Here is a 15,834-nt window from a genome sequence, read left to right on the forward strand (position 1 = left end):
TTTACGTAGCAGGATACCTACAAGGTAATATTACAAATTTTGTAAATATTTTACTATTAATTTTCCTGTTTTTTGTGACGCTCCCGACCCGCCCACCAGCTTGTGAAGCTTTGCATAATTTTCAAGCTGATCAGATCTCTTTTCTCCGCTTTTCAAAATTGATTTCAATTCTTCCACCAATTGTTTTTCATTCAAATCGTCCTGAATAAGTTCACGGACTACCTCCTTTTCCGTGATCAGATTAACAAGAGAAATGAATGGCACACGAATCAGTTTTTTAGCGACGGCGTAAGAAAATCCGCTTGTTTTATAGCATACAACTTCCGGAATATTTAGCAGGGCAGTTTCCAAAGTTGCAGTACCTGACGTCACAAGTGCAGCTTCTGAAATATGCAATAAATCATAGGTTGATTCATAAACAACGGAAACGTTGTTCAACGCTTCATACTTTTCATAAAGAGTTGCAGGAAGATTTCTTACACCAGCTACCACAAACTGATAGTCAGGAAAATGTGGCTGAACAGTCAACATCAGATCCAGCATATTAATGATTTCCTGCTTGCGGCTACCAGGAAGCAAAGCAATAACCGGCTGACTATCAATTAATTTATTATTTTTTCTAAAATCCGGATCGGGCGCGAAAGCTTCAATGGCGTCCATCAATGGATTGCCAACATAATCTACTTTGAAATCAAACTTATTATAAAAATCAATTTCAAAGGGAAAAATGACAAACATGCGATCAACATTTGCTTTGATTTTTAAAGCACGTTTCTGATTCCACGCCCAGACTTTCGGAGAAATGTAATAGAAGATCTTAAACCCGTTTTTCTTACCAAATGCAGCCATCCGCAGGTTAAATCCGGGATAATCTATCAGTACAATGACATCCGGCTTATATTCCAGAATGTCCTTCTTACATTTTTTCAGGAAGCCGGTAATTTTCAGGATGTTCTTCGCCACCTCCAGAAAACCCATAAATGCGGTATCCTTATAATGCGTTACCAAATCCATTCCTTCCGCCTCCATCATATCACCGCCCCAGCCACGAAACTGCGCATCAGGATCATTGGATTTTATGCCTTTCATCAGATTGGCACCATGTAAATCACCCGAGCGTTCGCCGGCAATGAGGTAGTATTTCATGCTTATTCGCCGTAATATTCTACAAAATTTTTCGGTGTTTCAACCAGTTTGATATAATGCAATTGTGACGTCGGTGCTACTTCCTGAATTGCAGGAGCCAGTATTTTCCATATCTCCGTCACAAAAATTTCACACGAAGCCATTTTGTCTTTCATAAAATCCACATCAAGATTCAGATTTTTATGATCAACTTTATCAACAACCTTATCCTTAATCAAATCACCCAAAACTTTCAAATCAATCACAAATCCTGTATCCGGATCCGGTTTACCTTTTACCGTTACTATTAATTCAAAATTATGTCCATGCCAGTTATTATTGGCACAAGGCCCAAATACCTCCTGATTTTTTTCTTCTGACCATGCCGGGTTAAAAAGCCGGTGAGCTGCATTAAAATGCTCTTTTCTCGTTACGTAAATCATAAATTTTCCCTTCCCTTTCTAATAATGTTACAAAATTACATCTTGTATCGGTAGTTTTGTAAAAATATTAGCAGTTAACTCAAAAAAATACAATTTAAAAAGAAAATTTCAGGAGTAGATTGAACGTGAAAATTGCTCTTATCTGGCATTCTTTTTACAGTTTAACCTCATTAAACAAATAATCTAATATGATTATAGTAACAGGTGCAGCCGGATTTATCGGGAGCGGTCTGATCAGCAGACTTAACCAGGAAGGCTTTAGTAACATTATCGCCGTTGATGATTTCTCAAAAATAGAAAAGGCGGAAAATCTGGAAGGAAAAACAATTAAGGAACGCGTTGAACGTAACTCTTTATTTGAATGGCTTGATCAAAACAACAGAGATGTTGAATTCATTTTTCACATCGGGGCAAGAACGGATACCACAGAGTTTGATGTAAATATCTTTAACGAACTCAATCTTAACTATTCCAAACATATCTGGGAAAAGTGTGTAGCATACCAGATTCCATTGGTTTATGCTTCATCAGCAGCCACTTATGGATTGGGAGAACTTGGATATGACGATAACGAATCCTTAATTCCCCAGCTGAAACCGTTAAATCCATACGGTGATTCTAAAAACGATTTTGACATCTGGGCATTGCGGCAGGAGAAAAAACCATTCTTTTGGGCCGGCTTGAAATTTTTCAACGTATACGGGCCAAACGAATATCACAAAGGACGCATGGCTTCGGTTATTTTTCATGCATTCAACCAGATCAAGGCTACTGACAAAATGAAACTTTTCCGTTCGCATAATCCTGATTTTAAAGACGGCGAACAGATGCGTGACTTTATCTATGTGAAGGATCTGATTGAGGTTTGTCTGTTTTTCATGCACCACCGCAAAGATTCGGGTATATACAATCTGGGCAGCGGCAAAGCGCGTACTTTCAAAGATCTTGTAACAAATACTTTCCTGGCCATGGACAAAACGCCGGACATATCCTTTATTGATACACCGGTGGATATTCGTGACAAATATCAGTATTTTACGCAGGCGAATATGAGTAAATTGCACTCCATTGGTTACACAAAGCCGTTTCATACATTAGAAGAAGGAGTCAGTGAATATGTGAAAGATTATCTTTCCTCGGGAAGTTATCTCTGATATTCATCCGCCTGAATAATCGAATTCTGGATACAAGTTATGATCCCGGTCATAACTTTGTCCGGAATTTTACGTATTTTTGAGTCTATCTATAAACTCAATATCATTTCTATGTGTTAGTACTATAACAACCATAGAGCGATATAATTAAGACTATGAGCAAAGAAGAAGAATTGTTGGAGGAAATCACCAGTTCGGAATACAAATACGGATTTGTAACTGATATTGAAGCAGACGAAGCTCCTGTGGGCTTGGATGAGAGCACTATACGGTTTATTTCCGCAAAAAAGAATGAACCTGAATGGATGCTGGAGTGGCGTTTGAAGGCTTTTACGATGTGGCTGAAAATGCCCGAGCCAAAATGGCCTAATGTGCATTATCCAAAAATTGACTTTCAGGCAATTAAATATTATTCTGCACCAAAGAAGAAAAAAGTTGTTGAAAGCCTGGACGATATAGATCCTGAATTGCGTGATACTTTCCAGCGTTTGGGAATTTCATTGAATGAGCAAAAAAGACTTTCAGGTGTTTCTATTGCGGTTGATGCCGTTATGGATTCAGAATCTGTATTTACAACGTTTAAAGAATCACTGAGAGAAAAAGGAATTATTTTCTGCTCGATCAGTGAGGCTATTCGTGAACATCCTGATCTGGTAAAAAAATATCTTGGATCGGTTGTTCCGCCAAAAGACAATTATTACTCGGCTCTGAATTCAGCCGTATTTTCTGACGGATCTTTTGTATATATTCCAAAAGGTGTTAAATGCCCGATGGAGCTATCTACCTATTTCCGTATCAATGCAGCAGGTACAGGTCAGTTTGAACGTACGCTGATCGTAGCGGATGCAGACAGTCATGTAAGTTATCTGGAAGGATGTACAGCACCGATGCGTGATGAAAATCAGTTGCATGCGGCTGTGGTAGAGATTTTCGCGCATGAAAATGCAAATGTAAAATACTCGACGGTTCAAAACTGGTATCCTGGTGATAAAGATGGAAAGGGTGGTATCTACAATTTCGTTACAAAACGTGGATTATGTGACGGCGCATTTTCTAAAATCTCCTGGACGCAAGTTGAAACAGGTTCGGCCATAACCTGGAAATATCCTTCGGTGATCCTGAAAGGTGATAATTCGATCGGTGAGTTTTACTCAGTTGCTGTAACCAATAACATGCAACAGGCTGATACCGGAACAAAAATGATCCACATCGGAAAAAATACAAAAAGCCGTATTGTTTCAAAAGGTATCTCGGCAGGAAAAAGCCAGAATTCATACCGTGGACTAGTTCAGGTATTCAAAAAGGCAGATAAAGCACGTAACTTCTCTCAATGCGATTCATTGCTTTTAGGAGATAAATGCGGTGCGCATACTTTCCCTTACATAGAAGTTAGCAATCCTTCCGCAACGGTGGAGCATGAAGCGACTACTTCGAAAATTGGAGAAGATATATTGTTTTATTGCAACCAACGCGGAATTCCTACGGAACAAGCGGTTGCTTTAATCGTAAATGGATACGCAAAAGAAGTGTTAAACCAGCTTCCAATGGAATTTGCTGTTGAAGCCCAAAAGCTTCTGGAAATCAGTTTAGAAGGTAGTGTAGGATAAGCAGATTGCATTTCATTTTTTCAAGTTATACCAAAAAGCCTTTGAATCATCAAAGGCTTTTTGTATTTTATTGGTATTATTATATTTTCCGCGAAATACCAGTACCCAATGACCCATGTTCCACAGCTAATTGTAGACCTTTCCTTAATCCTGACAATGGCTGGTATCATTACCATCATTTTCAAAAAATTAAAACAGCCCATTGTTTTAGGATACATTCTTGCAGGCCTTTTGGTAGGTCCCAATTTTAGTATTTTCCCAACCATTACGGATATCAAGACCATTGAAATCTGGGCTGAGATTGGTGTTATCTTTCTTCTTTTTAATCTGGGTCTGGAATTTAGTTTCAAAAAGTTGGTCAAGGTAGGAAGCACCGCGGCTATTACAGGTTTATTAGAAGTCTCATTGATGCTCGTAACCGGATTTGTTACGGGACAATTGTTGGGATGGAGTAAAATTGACAGTTTATTTTTAGGTGGAATTATCGCCATATCATCGACCACAATCATTTTCCGTGCTTTCGAAGAACTTGGTTTAAAAACACAACAATTCACCAGTGTCGTTTTTGGTATACTCGTCATAGAAGATTTGACGGCTGTTTTGCTGATGGTTTTGCTTTCAACACTTTCAATCAGTCAGCAATTTGCCGGCATGGAAATGCTGCAATCCATTGCCAAACTTTTCTTCTTTCTGATATTATGGTTCTTGGGTGGAATTTTCATCTTCCCTACCCTGCTTCGCCGTTTCCGGAATCTGATGAATGACGAAAGTGTTTTGATCACTTCTATTGCCCTTTGCTTTGGAATGGTCTTTCTTGTGACCCAAGCCGGATTTTCTGCTGCCTTGGGTGCCTTTATTATGGGTTCAATTTTAGCAGAAACAACACATGCCGAGAAAATTGAACATCTGTTGAAACCGGTAAAAGACCTTTTCGGAGCCATTTTCTTTATTTCAGTCGGTATGCTGATCAACCCAAAACTATTGGTTGAATATGCCGTTCCTACTGCAATTCTGGTATTTGTGGTGATCCTGGGAAAAACAACGTATGTTACCATGGGTGCTGTTATTTCCGGTCAGCCCTTGAAAAAATCAATTCAGGCCGGTATGAGTTTATCCCAAATCGGTGAATTTTCCTTCATTATTGCTAATCTGGGTTTATCACTAAAAGTGACCAGTGAATTTCTTTATCCTATTGCGGTCGGCGTTTCTGTGATCACCACATTTACGACACCCTACATGATGAAGGCCTCAGAACCTTTTTATGAATGGTTTGACAAACATTTGCCTGAATCATGGAGAACCCGGTTGAACCGTTATAGCAACAGTACGGCAACCATCGCCAAAACGACACACTGGAATTTAATTCTTCAATCCTATGCACAAACAGTTGTTCTGAATTCCGTTGTCATTATTGGTATTGTGTCCATCATGGCAAGGCAAATTGCACCGCAGGTTTTTCAACGGGTCCCTAAAACCTATGTGACATTATCCGCATTTTTTGGTCTTACCTTTTTATTTATTTCCCCGTTTATCTGGGCACTAATTTTCAAAAGATCAAACAGAAAGGCTTATTCCGCACTATGGCTTAGCAGAAAATATAGCCGTGGCCCGTTATTGCTTCTGGAATTATCCAGAGTTTTTATCGGAATTATTCTGATGGGTTTTGCGCTGAGTTCGTTTTTTGAAACACCAACGGCGTTGATGATTGCTGGCGGAATTACGGTTTTAGCCATGGGAATATTTTATCAGCGGCTTCAACTATTTTACAGCAAAATTGAAGACAGGTTTCTTCAAAATCTTAATGCCCGGCAACTGGAAGGAAGTGGAAAATCCAAAAAAATATTATTACCCTGGGACGCCCATTTTGCCTTTCTGGAAGTAAGCCCAGATTCATCTTTGATCGGAAAAAGTTTGCAGCAACTGGGAATCCGGGAAAGCTTCGGAATTAATGTTGTCCTTATCGAGCGAGGGACCAAAACAATCCAGCTCCCACGTCCGACCGAAGTATTATATCCATATGACCGCATTGAAGTGATTGGTACTGATGACCAGCTTGACAGCTTCCGTGGCCATGTAGAAATCAGTAGAAATGGCGAAGCTTATCTGGCGCATGAGGATAAAATCACGTTGCAACGAATTGAAGTGAAAAGCGAATTTAACATCATTGGAAAATCAATCAGAAACAGCCAGATCCGGGAGCGGACGCATGGTATGGTGGTTGGATTAGAAAGAAACGGCGAGCGAATTCTTAACCCTGATTCTTCTGTAATTATTGAAAAAGAAGATGTATTGTGGGTTGCCGGTGAAAGGGATTTGATTAAGGATTATATTCAGCGGAAGGATAGTATTTGGTAGGGATAATTTAGCTTGATGAAATAAATTTCATCAAGCTAAATCCTCTTCAACCCTTCCAAAAGCCCCTGCAAACCTCCCGTATGAACTGCCACTATACGATCTCCATTTTTAAAATAACCCTTTTCCATTAAATCATACAATCCAAAAAACATCTTACCGGTATAAACCTGCTCTAACTGGATTCCATGTTTCTTTTTGAATATCAAAATAAAATCAAGTAGTTCTTGTGTGTATTTTGCATAACCCTTGAAATGATATTCTAAAAATAGTTTTAGCTGACCCTGATGATTATTTTCTCCTATCAGATTTAAAATATCATTTTCCAAAAAATCTCCACCTTTTAAAGCTGAAAAAGCCAGGGCGTTAGAACCAGAAGAAAGAATTCCAGCAGCAGTTCCGCCCGTTCCTGCTGCAACTGCATAATAATCAGGAGTAAAACCTAATTGTTGTTTTACCTCTTCCGCCATTTCCTCCACGCCTTTCAAAGCGAATTCGGATGTGCCACCTTCCGGAATTATAAACGTATTTGTAAATTTCCGTTTCAACTCGTTGATATAATCATCCGAATTTCTAAGCCTATATTCCTCCCGCGAAACATAATGCAATTTCATTCCCTGCGCTTCACAGAATTTCAGAGTCGATGATTTTCGTTCACCAGGATCTTCTCCTCTTACTATACCAATTGTTTCAAAACTTGCATATTTCCCTGCCGCCGCGGTTGCGTACAAGTGATTGGAAAAAGCACCGCCAAAGGTTAGTACCGTCCCCGCTCCTTCCAACCTGGCTTGTTGAAGGTTATATTTTAGTTTCCGCCATTTATTTCCTGAAACCGTTGGGTGGATTAAATCATCACGTTTGATAAATAACCGGACACCGGCCTTTAAAATGACTTCATCAGATATTTCCAGAAGTGGTGTCGGCAAGGAAGGAACCAGTAAGTCCACGAATTTTGGTAATTTTGTTTTTTAATTTGAGATTCCCGATTACAACAGACCAAATGCTCGCAGACGAAATAGATAACGGTGCCGACGAAGACGATTTATTTGAACATTACCGGATTGTGGCCGACAAAGGGCAGACAGCCATGCGTCTTGATAAGTTTTTGAATGTTCATGTGGCCAATGCTTCACGCACAAAAATACAAAATGGGATTGAAGCGGAAGCTGTAAAAGTAAATGGTTTACCTGCCAAATCAAGCTATAAAGTAAAACCGCTCGACGTCATTACCTTATTGCTTCCCAATGCACCGCGCGATACTGAAATCATTCCCGAAAATATTCCCCTGGATATTATTTATGAAGATGACGTATTGCTATTAGTCAATAAACCGACAGGTATGGTTGTACATCCTGCTTTTGGAAACTGGACCGGTACGCTGATCAATGCGCTGGTCTATCATTTTCAAAACCTGCCAACGGGAAGAAACGGAGAAGGACGACCTGGCCTGGTGCATAGAATTGATAAAGATACCTCTGGATTATTGGTGATAGCTAAAACGGAATTTGCCATGACTTTTCTGGCAAAACAATTCTCTGACCATACCATTGAAAGAACTTATAACGCCTTGATCTGGGGAGAACCGAAAGAAAACAAAGGAACAATAACCGGCCATATCGGTCGCAGCGCGAAAGACCGGCGTGTAATGGATATCTTCGAAGATGGCGCTCAGGGAAAACATGCGGTTACGCATTATGAGGTTTTAAAACCAATGCGTTATGTTTCTCTGATCAAATGTAATCTTGAAACCGGAAGAACCCACCAGATCAGGGCACATATGAAGCATATTGGCCATCCGATTTTCAATGATACCGTTTATGGTGGTGATAAAATTTTGAGAGGCGGAACAACCGGTAGTTTTAAGGTTTTTGTAGAAAATAATTTTAAATTACTTCCCGGGCAGGCTCTTCATGCAAAATCTCTTGGATTTATACATCCAACCACAAAAGAATGGATGCAATTTGATACGGAGCTTCCTGAAAATTTTCAAGCCATTGTTGATAAATGGGAGAATTTTGTCAAGTATCAATAGTATAAATTAATAATAAGACACTTATCCAATCGTTCAATTAATTACCTGACACATGAATATTTCCACCCGCCAGGGTACCCTGGAAGATATACCCGCCGTTTTCGAACTTGTAAAGGAGCTGGCCATTTATGAAAAAGCACTGGATCAGGTACGCAATAACGTTGAGAAAATGTCCCGTGATTATAAGGAAAATCTTTTCAACTTTTTTGTTGCAGAAGATGGTTCAAAAATCATAGGCTTATCGCTTTATTACTACCGGTATTCTACCTGGAAAGGCAAGAGATTGTATATGGAAGATATTATCGTGACCGAAGAAATGCGTGGAAATGGAATTGGAAAGGTACTTTTTGATGCCACCGTTGTTGCGGCCAAACAAACAGGATGCACAGGAATGATGTGGCAGGTATTGGATTGGAATACCTCTGCGGTTGGTTTTTATCGCAAGTATGGAACCAACTTTGATGACGAATGGATCAATTGCAATCTGGATTTTTGAGCATGTATTCAAGATATTAGTTTTAAAACCGAAGACCGGATTACTATTTCAGTAAATCCGGTCTTCTTTCTTTTGTACGTTTTATAGACTGCTCATAGCGCCATGCTTCAATTTTTGCTTCGTGACCGGAAACTAATATCTCCGGAATTCCGTGACCTTCAAAATCCGATGGACGTGAATAAACCGGCGGTGCCAATAAATTATCCTGAAAGGAATCTGTCAAAGCCGAAGTTTCATCGTTTAATACACCTGGTAATAAACGAATAACAGAATCAGCAAGCACAGCTGCTGCAATTTCCCCGCCCGACAATACATAATCTCCGATACTTATTTCTTTTGTAATAAAAATATCCCGGACACGTTGGTCAACACCTTTGTAATGGCCGCATAACATGATCAGATTTCCTTTTAAAGAAAGCTGATTTACCATTTTTTGCTCCATTAATTCACCGTCGGGTGTCAGATAAATAACTTCATCATATTCCCTTTCGGCCTGCAACGTACGTATGCAACGGGCAATAGGTTCAATTTGAAGAACCATACCTGCGCCACCTCCAAAAGCATAATCATCAATGGAACGGTGTTTGTTTCCTGAATAATCCCTCAGATCATGCACAACCACTTCAACATATTTTCCTTCTTGCGCACGTTTCAGGATTGAATGGGCGAAAAAGCTATCCAGAAGTGCTGGAACACACGAAATGATATCAATCCGCATCATCAGGAGTATTATCGCTGTCAGAACCGTTTTCCAGATAAATTTCCAGTAAACCCTCCGGCAAATTCACCATCAGTTTCTTATTTTCTTTGTCTGCCTTTAGAACGATATCTTCGGCAGTTGGGATCAGAACTTCAACGCCCTGATAATCCATAGAAATCAGATCCTGCCCATTCAGAGAATAAACCTCACGGACAATTCCCAGTTCACCTTTCACTTCATCGATGACAGTATAACCCTTGATCTCATGATAGTAAAATTCTTCCTCTTCCAGTTCGGCAAGAGAATCCAGTGGCAGGTAAAGCGACGTACCAACCAAAGCCTGTGCTTTTTCAATGGTATTTACGTCTTCAAATCTTACAATTGCCTTGGCTTGTTTCTGTAAATTAAAACGCTCAATAAAATACGGAACTAAATCCCCTTTAATATCGAAGTAAACAGAATCAAGATCTTCATATTCCTCAGGATAATCTACATCCAGAAAAATAACGACATCGCCGGACGTACCATGGGTACGAACGATATAACCCAGCAAAAAACTGCTATCGTGTGTCAAAATAGTATTGATTTATTATTGGTATCCTTAAAACAAATATGAGTCTGCACGGTAAACCGACAGACCCATAAAGAAAGTATGTTCTACTAAATTATTCAGCAGCTGGTGCTTCATTAGTATCTTCTGCCACAGGAGCGTCTGCCGCAGTTTCGTCAGTAGCAACTTCGTCAGAAACTTCTTCCGCAGCAACTTCTTCTTCAACTACCACAGGAGCATTCTTCTTAGCGATTGCTTCTGCACGTGACTCATTTACTTTACGTTCTGCATCCAATTTAGCTTGTTTTGCAGTATCTAATTTTTGAGTTAATGTATCTGCAGCAGAAACATTACGATCAGTTTTAGATGATTTCCATTCTTCAAAACGTGCATCAGCAACATCCTGACCAATTGCTCCTTTAATTACACCAACCTGTAAATGCTTGCGAAGCATTACACCTTCATGATGCAGGATTGAACGAGCAGTATCCGTTGGCTGAGCACCTTTAAGCAACCAGTCAACAGCCTTAGCTGTATCCAAAACAACTGATGATGGATTAGTACCTGGGTTATAGCTACCAATCTTTTCGATGAAGCGACCATCACGTGGTGCTCTGGCATCTGCGATTACGATATCATAAATCGCTTTTTGTTTGCGTCCACGACGCGCTAATCTAATTTTAACTGCCATTATTGAATTTGTTATGAAAGGGAACTCGTCCCTGAATTAAACAGGGTGCAAATTTAAGCATAATTTTTGGTTCAATAATCATTAAGCATAAAAAAAGGGAAGTGAATAATCACTTCCCTTTTTTCTTATGTCAAAAACCTGTTATTTCTGGAAACCAGCAGGGTATGTTGAACGCAATGTGTTATTTGGCAAGATCTTGATTTCAACACGACGGTTAGACTGAAGTCCTTCAACTGTTGTGTTTTCAGCAATCGGACGATATTCACCGAAGTACTCGATCAAAATTCTGCTTGTGTCTTTAAGACCCTGACGAACCAGGAAGCGTTTTGCAGCATCCACACGACGACGGGCAAGAGACATGTTATAAGAATCAGAAGCACGGGCATCTGTATGTCCGACAAGAACGATACGGCAGTTTGTGCGAAGATTTAACAGTTCAATCACTTTGCTCAAAGTTTCTTTCGAAGCATCACGGATGATTGCTTTGTCAGTATCGAATTCGATATTACTGAACAACGCTTCGCATTCGTCTTTCGGCAGGTTGTTTTTGATAGCATCTCTGATAATTTTATCAAGATCCATTGCAACACCACCACCTGAGACGACGCTTCCCGCTGGAGTATTTGGTTCTTTGTCAAAAAGGTCAGCAACACCGTCACCATCAGTATCAGTGTAAAGACGTGGATCAACTGGTTTCGGCATGTTAGCTTTTGCAATTGAATCAGCATCGTTCATGGTTGGGTTGTAAGGAACCGGAATCAATGCTTGTGGGTTAGCCCAACGCAAATGATAACGTCCGCTACCTGCATCATACTTACCTTTTTTCGCCATTACAGCGTTTTTACCCAATTTGTAAGTCAATGCAATTTGCAAAACTCCCCATCTGTCATTTTTTGAATCACCTTTCTGGAATGTCCACAAACCAGTTTGTGTTTCATAATCCGTTCTGTTACCAACAGTCAAATCAAGTTTTTCTGTGTTAACATACGTGTAAGTATAGTCAAGACCAAGATCGAAACGTGGAGACAATTCATAATGAACAGCTAAACCAGCAGGCATAACCCACTCACGGGTATAAGTTGAACCGTTACGATCCCATGTTCCGGCTGTTTTAGAACTTCCGTCTGTGTTAGAAGAAAGTTTGGTAACTTTTCCAGTTGCAGTATTAGTAGCAGTAACATCAGTATGATAATACATGATACCAGCTCCAAGGTGAGCATCTACTTTCCATCTGCGCAATTTCTTATATCCAAAAAGCAAACGGTTAAGGTTTAGTGTTCCATCCAAAGAAACCTGAACGAACGATGGACTTGTGAAATAAGCATCGTATGTGTTCGTAAGCAATGGATTAGAAGGATTAGGAACGGTAACATTTTTCTTTGATCCTTGTAGCCAACCGTTGTAACCAGTAAGCTGAACACCAAAAATCGGAGATAATTGTTTGTTAATGGAGAGTCCCCATGCACCGGTCAAATTTTCATGATCGCCTCTTTTGAAATCGTATTCTTTCAAATCACCAAAGAATTTTGTGATGCCACCATATCCTGAGATAGACCATGTATTCATCTTGTTTGGTCCATCATACGTTCGGTTTTTTTGAGCCAACGCATCCAGGCTCATTAGTGACAAACAAACTAAAGCAATGTAAAGATTCTTTTTCTTCATGGGAAACACTAGTTATGTGATTCAATTATTCATTAATTATTTACTTAAAAACAGAAAAAGGAAAAAGCCTGTAAGCCGGATTCTGTACTCCGGTCTGCACCGGAATTCCTACCATTTATCCAGGATTTTGATCACTCAAAACCTCTAACGATCTACCCGTGCTAATGTTCCGAAAAACGGAGGCGAGCAGCCCCACAAATTAACACCTATTTGATCTTTCAGCCCGTAAGGTTTACCGTGCCTTCAAAGTCACCTTTGAAGCGGTGGTCTCTTACTCCACCTTTTCACCCTTACCTGTCATAAAAAAATGTGCCAGGCGGTATATTCTCTGTTGCACTAGCTGTCAGCTGATCGTCACCAATCGACTGCCTTCCCGTTAGGAAGTACGGCACTCTGTGCTGTCCGGACTTTCCTCTCCGGCATTCACCGCAGCGGTAGGACGGCTTATTCCTTTCACTTGACCACAAAGCTAAGAAATACTTTCCTTTGATCAGCAGTCAATTTACCATAAAAAGTAAAAAATATGGCATTTGTTTACTTAGCAATTGAATTTGTTACTCAAAACTTCGCAATCCTTCTACACGCAAATTGACATTCCCCTGGGCGAAAACAACGGAATAAATGTGTTTTGGGGTCAAATAAACCTTATCCGGCGTGATTTCAGTGAGCGTTCCTTTAAGTTGAACACCGTCGGTTACTTTATAATTGGAAAGTGTCTGTTGGATACTTTTTTTAGCCTCCGCCATCTGGCTTCCTATACCAAAAACCATTTCCTGCTCCATCATTTTAGTAAATTTCCCCTGAAGCAGCCAACTTGCTGTCTTGATAATTGTACTTTTTGTATCCAGATCATAATCCAGATTTTTCAAAGATAGCTTCTGAGAAACCGGATCATAGTAAGGAATTCCTTTTAAATATATGCTTCCGTTCATACTGCCCTTTAACCCGGCTTTGATGATCAGCCGCTCATTTTGACCATACATTTCAATGGACGTAACTTCAACGTTATATTTCCCTCCCAAGAAAGAAAATTTCTGTCCCGTAAATTGAGATGTTGCCAGCCGGGCAGCATCTTCGTAAGAAATCAGACTGATTAACCCTACGCGGAAATCTGAGGATACTTTATCCGCAATCTGTAAATCAGGGAGTTTTGGCGCGGGTTTAACAACTGGTTTCACTGCCGATGTTACCGTCTGCGTGTAACCTTTGATGCCAATAGAAGCACGTAAAATATTATTACTGGCCATTAAAGGCGACATGATGATTGAAGTTGGCGTGACAACGAGCCAGGTATCATATTCCTTTGACAGCAAAACAGGCTGACGCGCAAGCAACCATGCCGCTTCAACATATTTTTTTATCTCAATACTGCCGGTAACCTGCTGATCAATAGCATCGGTTATCTTTTCAAAATTTTTGTTCAACATTCGGCTCACCATGCTCTTGATCGGTATGTTGATGCCGGCAACTTTCACGTTTGGCTCCGTGATCCAGTCGTAGCTATCCACATAGGTTTCCGATTTCAGCTTCCAGTCTGGTGAAATGCCGATTTTCGAGATAAGTCGGATACTTATTGAAAACTCTGTATCCTTATAACCCGATAATGTCAAACCCAGCGGACTTACCTTATACCCTGCGCTGACCCAAATTTTAAGCGGAACTTCAAACAGAAAAGTAGAATCCTTGGCAACAACCCTGATCGGGCTTAGCTTCCAGACCTTTGCTTTCATATTATCGTCACCGTTGTCTTCATAACTGTCGTCCTGGTAAATCAAACCCTTGATCTGCGTATTAATCTGCGTTTGCAGCTCAGAAATAGGCATTTCAATAGGTAAATTAATTACCGACAGATGTTTTTCATTCTGAATTTCTGCGTCTGAATACAAATATTCTTCCATAGGTTTTTTAGGCGTGGTAACTTTTGGACGACATTGCCATTGACTCAGTCCGATTCCAACCAATAAAAAGAACCAGGTTATGCGCTTAAAGCGATTATTTAATTTTAACGAGCGTTGCACCGTATCCGAATTTTTCCTTTTGAGCATCTTTAAAATACTGAACATGTTGATTTTTGCTCAGCCGGCGATGCAGTTCATCACGCAATACACCGCTTCCTGCACCATGAATGAATGTTATTTCATCCATACCATTCCCAATTGCCTGTTCCAGACGAGTTTCAAAAGTAGCCAGTTGTTGTTTCAATATTTCATCTTTTGACAATCTTGAAAAATCTTCAATGATTTTTTCAACATGCAGATCCACAATACTCTCCGGTTTTTCCAGTTCAATTTTAGGGGTCGCAGACCCTCCCATTAAACTTGTCCTCAGTTGTTCCTGGATGTCAGATTTTATCACAACTTCCTCCTTTTTAACGTTTTCTTCGTCCAGTTGAAAAACAAAAGCATCTTTACCAATCACTGGTGCCGGGCCTTTGCTCTTATAAAATGATTGTGCGCGACATTTGATTTTCTTTTGAAATGGCTGTAACGCATCGAAAGTTCCTTCTCTGAAATACAATAAATTGAAAGCAAAAACCGGCCAGTTTTCGAAATCTTTCATTTGCAGTTCTGTAAGTTTCTGGGACGTCCTTGGCTGCAATACGCCCGCAGACAAACCCATATGTGTATTTTCAAACTGAGTCGTTGCGCTGAATGGCAATGTCCAATCCGAATTGTTGATAATATGCAGTGTTACAGCTTTATCATTAATAGAAACAAAGGCAATGTAAATTCCCTTTTCTGAAAATGCTGCCTGGCGCGGAGCGATTCTATCACGCTGTGGAGCAATGGTTTGTCCGGCAGGCGTTCTGTTCAAACGTTGGGATTCCACGGGTGAGATCGTCACTAATTCACTGCGCAACACGGGAATACGAAAACCATCTTCAATCTCTACTTCAATTACATTACCCGGCAGAAATGCATAAATAATTCCTTCCTCACGGCCATGTACCAATCTTACCTTATCTCCAATATTCATAATTATTCAATTTAATTCAATGACGATCTGTTTTAAAAACTTC

The 15,834-nt window shown here is 40.0% G+C and carries 14 protein-coding genes and 1 other RNA gene; 5 read left to right on the top strand and 10 right to left on the bottom strand.

What is annotated here, in order from left to right:
• Nucleotides 1-30: 30 nt before the first annotated feature.
• Both lpxB and LXL81_RS19755 read right to left on the bottom strand, forming a co-directional pair.
• Nucleotides 31-1,146 carry a lipid-A-disaccharide synthase gene (gene lpxB, locus LXL81_RS19750; RefSeq protein ID WP_234648489.1) on the bottom strand — a complete coding sequence of 372 codons (1,116 nt, stop codon included), beginning with the start codon at nucleotides 1,144-1,146 and terminating at the stop codon, nucleotides 31-33.
• A gap of 2 nt (nucleotides 1,147-1,148) precedes the next feature.
• Nucleotides 1,149-1,568: a 6-carboxytetrahydropterin synthase gene (locus LXL81_RS19755; RefSeq protein ID WP_234648490.1), complete on the bottom strand. Its 420-nt coding sequence runs from the start codon at nucleotides 1,566-1,568 to the stop codon at nucleotides 1,149-1,151.
• 188 nt (nucleotides 1,569-1,756) lie between these two features.
• Here LXL81_RS19755 and rfaD point away from each other — a divergent pair, with 188 nt between their 5' ends.
• The 3 genes from rfaD to LXL81_RS19770 all read left to right on the top strand — a co-directional run bounded on the left by rfaD (nucleotide 1,757) and on the right by LXL81_RS19770 (nucleotide 6,684).
• Nucleotides 1,757-2,722 carry an ADP-glyceromanno-heptose 6-epimerase gene (gene rfaD / locus LXL81_RS19760; RefSeq protein ID WP_234648491.1) on the top strand — a complete coding sequence of 322 codons (966 nt, stop codon included), beginning with the start codon at nucleotides 1,757-1,759 and terminating at the stop codon, nucleotides 2,720-2,722.
• Nucleotides 2,723-2,877: 155 nt separating this feature from the next.
• Nucleotides 2,878-4,329 carry a Fe-S cluster assembly protein SufB gene (gene sufB / locus LXL81_RS19765; RefSeq protein WP_234648492.1) on the top strand — a complete coding sequence of 484 codons (1,452 nt, stop codon included), beginning with the start codon at nucleotides 2,878-2,880 and terminating at the stop codon, nucleotides 4,327-4,329.
• Between the two features lie 108 nt (nucleotides 4,330-4,437).
• Nucleotides 4,438-6,684 carry a cation:proton antiporter gene (locus LXL81_RS19770; RefSeq protein WP_234648493.1) on the top strand — a complete coding sequence of 749 codons (2,247 nt, stop codon included), beginning with the start codon at nucleotides 4,438-4,440 and terminating at the stop codon, nucleotides 6,682-6,684.
• 35 nt (nucleotides 6,685-6,719) lie between these two features.
• Here LXL81_RS19770 and LXL81_RS19775 read toward each other — a convergent pair whose 3' ends face one another.
• Nucleotides 6,720-7,628 carry a 1-aminocyclopropane-1-carboxylate deaminase/D-cysteine desulfhydrase gene (locus LXL81_RS19775; RefSeq protein ID WP_234648494.1) on the bottom strand — a complete coding sequence of 303 codons (909 nt, stop codon included), beginning with the start codon at nucleotides 7,626-7,628 and terminating at the stop codon, nucleotides 6,720-6,722.
• Between the two features lie 53 nt (nucleotides 7,629-7,681).
• Here LXL81_RS19775 and LXL81_RS19780 point away from each other — a divergent pair, with 53 nt between their 5' ends.
• Together LXL81_RS19780 and LXL81_RS19785 are read left to right on the top strand one after the other, a co-directional pair.
• Nucleotides 7,682-8,713 (top strand): RluA family pseudouridine synthase, encoded by a 1,032-nt coding sequence (locus LXL81_RS19780; protein ID WP_234648495.1) that lies wholly within the window; start codon nucleotides 7,682-7,684, stop codon nucleotides 8,711-8,713.
• A gap of 52 nt (nucleotides 8,714-8,765) precedes the next feature.
• On the top strand, nucleotides 8,766-9,209 hold the full coding sequence (locus tag LXL81_RS19785) for a GNAT family N-acetyltransferase (RefSeq protein ID WP_234648496.1): 444 nt from the start codon (nucleotides 8,766-8,768) through the stop codon (nucleotides 9,207-9,209).
• Nucleotides 9,210-9,252: 43 nt separating this feature from the next.
• On the opposite strand, the gene trmD is transcribed toward LXL81_RS19785, so the two are convergent.
• The 7 genes from trmD to LXL81_RS19820 all read right to left on the bottom strand — a co-directional run bounded on the left by trmD (nucleotide 9,253) and on the right by LXL81_RS19820 (nucleotide 15,791).
• Entirely contained in the window at nucleotides 9,253-9,927 is a 675-nt protein-coding gene (trmD, locus tag LXL81_RS19790; RefSeq protein ID WP_234648737.1) for a tRNA (guanosine(37)-N1)-methyltransferase TrmD, read from the bottom strand.
• Nucleotides 9,917-10,483 (bottom strand): ribosome maturation factor RimM, encoded by a 567-nt coding sequence (gene rimM, locus LXL81_RS19795; protein WP_234648497.1) that lies wholly within the window; start codon nucleotides 10,481-10,483, stop codon nucleotides 9,917-9,919. The genes trmD and rimM overlap by 11 nt, the downstream gene beginning before the upstream one ends.
• 91 nt (nucleotides 10,484-10,574) lie before the next feature.
• Nucleotides 10,575-11,150, bottom strand: a complete 576-nt coding sequence (locus LXL81_RS19800; protein ID WP_234648498.1) for a 30S ribosomal protein S16 — start codon at nucleotides 11,148-11,150, stop codon at nucleotides 10,575-10,577.
• Nucleotides 11,151-11,291: 141 nt separating this feature from the next.
• Entirely contained in the window at nucleotides 11,292-12,815 is a 1,524-nt protein-coding gene (locus LXL81_RS19805) for an OmpA family protein (protein ID WP_234648499.1), read from the bottom strand.
• A 55-nt stretch (nucleotides 12,816-12,870) separates the two neighbouring features.
• Nucleotides 12,871-13,266: RNase P RNA component class A (gene rnpB, locus LXL81_RS19810), an RNA gene on the bottom strand.
• Between the two features lie 103 nt (nucleotides 13,267-13,369).
• Complete coding sequence (locus LXL81_RS19815) at nucleotides 13,370-14,860, bottom strand: DUF4403 family protein (protein WP_234648500.1); 1,491 nt, start codon at nucleotides 14,858-14,860, stop codon at nucleotides 13,370-13,372.
• Entirely contained in the window at nucleotides 14,808-15,791 is a 984-nt protein-coding gene (locus LXL81_RS19820; RefSeq protein WP_234648501.1) for a DUF2027 domain-containing protein, read from the bottom strand. Before LXL81_RS19820 ends, LXL81_RS19815 begins: the two co-directional genes overlap by 53 nt.
• Nucleotides 15,792-15,834: the final 43 nt, after the last annotated feature.

The organism is Dyadobacter sp. CY356 (assembly GCF_021440195.1).
GTDB lineage: Bacteria > Bacteroidota > Bacteroidia > Cytophagales > Spirosomataceae > Dyadobacter.